We start from the raw sequence: 2,954 nt of genomic DNA, 5'->3' as shown, positions 1-2,954 counted from the left end.
CGCGGTGATAATTCAGTTGGTGAGTTCTATTCAATTGCGGTTTCTAACGGTCACCAGCAAGTCGATAGTGGCACCAAAATGATCCATTTGGGCAAGAACACCTCTAGCCGGATTATCTCGAAAGGTATTTCGGCCGGCGTGTCGCAAAACACTTATCGCGGTCAAGTTTCAGCCCATGCGAAAGCAACCGGCGCACGCAACTTTACCCAGTGTGACAGCTTGTTGATTGGTGACAAATGTGGCGCGCATACGGTGCCTTACATTGAAAGCAAGAATTCAAGCGCCGTGTTTGAACATGAAGCCACAACATCGAAGATTTCAGACGATCAAATGTTCTATTGCCAACAACGTGGCCTGAATGAAGAAGAGGCGGTTGCCTTGATCGTGAACGGTTTCGTGCGAGAAGTTCTTCAGCATTTGCCCATGGAATTTATGGCGGAAAGCCAAAAGCTGATTGGCATCAGCCTTGAAGGTAGCGTGGGCTAATCCAATGGAAAAACTGCTTTTTGCGATTGCTGTTGGCGCGGGTATGGGCTGGTTGGTCGCTGGTCGCGTAAAAAAAGATGAGCCCAAGATGTACAAGCAAATTGGGTTGATCGCTGGCGCAATTGCGGCTGGCGTTGTGTGGGCCGTTGCAGTTTTTGTTTGGTAGCCAGATTTAGTGCGGCAATTGCCGCGAATTGAACAACGCCCTAGCGGGCAATTAGATGACAGGCCGACCGGGATGACGGCCGCACAGAAGGACAAATACGATGACTACGCCAATTCTTGAAATCAAAAATCTGCACGTAAAGGTCGAGGAAGAAGACAAAGAGATCCTCAAAGGCGTGAATTTGACGCTACCTGCCGGAGAAGTTCATGCGATCATGGGCCGCAATGGTTCTGGTAAGTCGACCCTTTCCTATGTGCTCGCTGGTAAAGACGGTTACGAAGTCACTGAGGGCCAAATCCTGTTCCACGGCGAAGACCTGTTGGAAATGGACGCGCACGAACGTGCTGCAGCTGGCCTGTTCTTGGCCTTCCAGTACCCGATTGAAATTCCGGGTGTTGCAACCATGACTTTCCTCAAAGCGGCATTGAACGCCCAGCGTAAGTCTCGCGGTGAAGAAGAGCTGAAAATTCCGGTATTCATGAAAATGGTGAAGGATGCAGCAGCAAAGCTTGAGATTAAACAAGAGATGCTGAAACGCCCATTGAATGTTGGTTTTTCTGGTGGCGAAAAGAAACGCGCAGAAATTTTGCAAATGGCATTGATGCAGCCATCGCTTTGCGTGCTTGATGAAACAGATTCTGGTCTTGATATCGACGCATTGAAAATTGTTTCAGAAGGCGTGAACCACTTGCGTTCTGAAAATCGTTCAATGCTCGTGATTACCCACTATCAGCGCTTGTTGAACCACATTGTACCTGATCGTGTGCATGTGTTTTCTGATGGACGCATTGTTGAAAGTGGTGATCGCGATTTGGCACTTGAGCTTGAGAGCAAAGGTTATGCTGGTTTCGACAATCACGCGGCATAAGGCGGGGCAATCAGATGAATAAAGATATCAAATTGAGTGGGGCTGAAGAGCAGCTGCAAGCACTGCTTTTATCGCATGGCAACAAAGAAGCAGCGGCGCAATTTGCTGCAACTGGTTTGCCAACGCGTCGGATTGAAGCTTATCACTATACGGACCTTAAAAGCTTGTTGCGCGAAGTGCCGAGCGCTCTGGCTGTCGCAAACGATGGTGCCTCTGCAAAGCGTTCAAACTTTGATGGCGTGGCGCGCATTGAAATCGTCAACGGCCAATTGGCCGGCGATTTTGATGTGGAAGGCGTAAGCGTTGCAACGAGTGGCAATACTGGCACTGGTGAAGACAGCGTTGTTTTGCTCAGCGAAGCCCTTGTTGGTGATGTTGTAGAGATCAAGATCTCTGGTGAACTTGACCAAGTGCTTCATATTGACCGGATCATTGATGGCGATGCAGCGATCAATGCGGACAAAGTGTCTGTTACGCTGGAAGATGGCGCAAAAGCGACATTGATTGAAACATACAATGGTTCCGACGCCGCGCATTTACGGTTGGCAACAACAGAAGTTGTATTGGGTGAAGGCGCTGAATTCTCACATTTTCAGCTTGATGGCAACTCATCTGCAACGCGTCATTTCGCAAACAATCGCTATGAATTGAACGCCGACGCGCAGCTGAGCACATTCGTACAGCAATCTGAACCTCAAGTTAGCCGCACGACAGTTAGCGCAAACTTTGTTGGTGGTGGTGCACATGCTGATTTCGCTGGATTGAACATGCTTTCGGGCACGCAGCACGGCGATATTACCGTTCATTTACGCCACCTTGTTGCCAACACCACCAGCACTGAAGTGTTCAAGAACATTGTGAATGGACGCGGCAAGGCTGTGTTCCAAGGCAAGATTGATGTTGCGCAACCTGCACAAAAAACTGATGCACAAATGATGTGCCAAGGGCTTATTTTGTCAGAACGTGGCGAAGTTTTGGTGAAACCTGAACTTGAGATCTTCGCTGATGACGTGCTTTGCGCGCATGGTGCGACATGCGGTGAGCTAGATGAAAACTCAATGTTCTATTTGATGAGCCGGGGTATTCCACGCGCTGAGGCAAAGGCTATGTTGATCAGAGCGTTCTTGGCAGAAGTGTTCGAGCCGGTCGACGTTGAGGCTGTTGTGCATGTGCTTGAAGCGCGTGTGGATAGTTGGTTGCAGGAACAAGAAGAGGCTTAGGCCAAATGTTTGATTTGGAACGCGTACGGGCAGATTTTCCGATTCTAAAGGAGGAAATCCACGGCAATAGGCTTGTTTATCTGGACAGTGGCGCTTCGGCACAAAAGCCGCAGCAAGTGCTTGATCGGATTATGCATGCCTATTCTCACGAATATGCCAATGTGCACCGTGGGCTGCATACGCTTTCCAATCGGGCGACCGAAGCCTTTGAAGA

5 protein-coding genes are annotated in these 2,954 nt (G+C 49.3%); all 5 read left to right on the top strand.

Translation table 11 applies throughout. The annotated features are described in order from the left end of the window. A partial coding sequence (locus Q0231_RS13635; protein ID WP_299348164.1) for a SufD family Fe-S cluster assembly protein occupies positions 1-486 on the top strand: 486 nt, incomplete at its 5' end. 4 nt (positions 487-490) lie between these two features. Continuing rightward, the gene (locus Q0231_RS13630; RefSeq protein WP_299348161.1) at positions 491-652 is read left to right on the top strand and encodes a hypothetical protein; all 162 of its coding nucleotides are present in this window, start codon (positions 491-493) and stop codon (positions 650-652) included. A 112-nt stretch (positions 653-764) separates the two neighbouring features. Next, positions 765-1,520: a Fe-S cluster assembly ATPase SufC gene (gene sufC, locus Q0231_RS13625; protein WP_269394389.1), complete on the top strand. Its 756-nt coding sequence runs from the start codon at positions 765-767 to the stop codon at positions 1,518-1,520. Positions 1,521-1,534: 14 nt separating this feature from the next. After that, entirely contained in the window at positions 1,535-2,740 is a 1,206-nt protein-coding gene (gene sufD, locus Q0231_RS13620; RefSeq protein ID WP_299348159.1) for a Fe-S cluster assembly protein SufD, read from the top strand. A 5-nt stretch (positions 2,741-2,745) separates the two neighbouring features. Continuing rightward, positions 2,746-2,954: aminotransferase class V-fold PLP-dependent enzyme (locus Q0231_RS13615; RefSeq protein ID WP_299348156.1), on the top strand; the 209-nt coding region annotated here is incomplete at its 3' end.

This window comes from uncultured Maritalea sp., from assembly GCF_937139385.1.
GTDB lineage: Bacteria > Pseudomonadota > Alphaproteobacteria > Rhizobiales > Devosiaceae > Maritalea > Maritalea porphyrae_A.
This window is presented reverse-complemented; position numbering and strand designations above follow the sequence as displayed.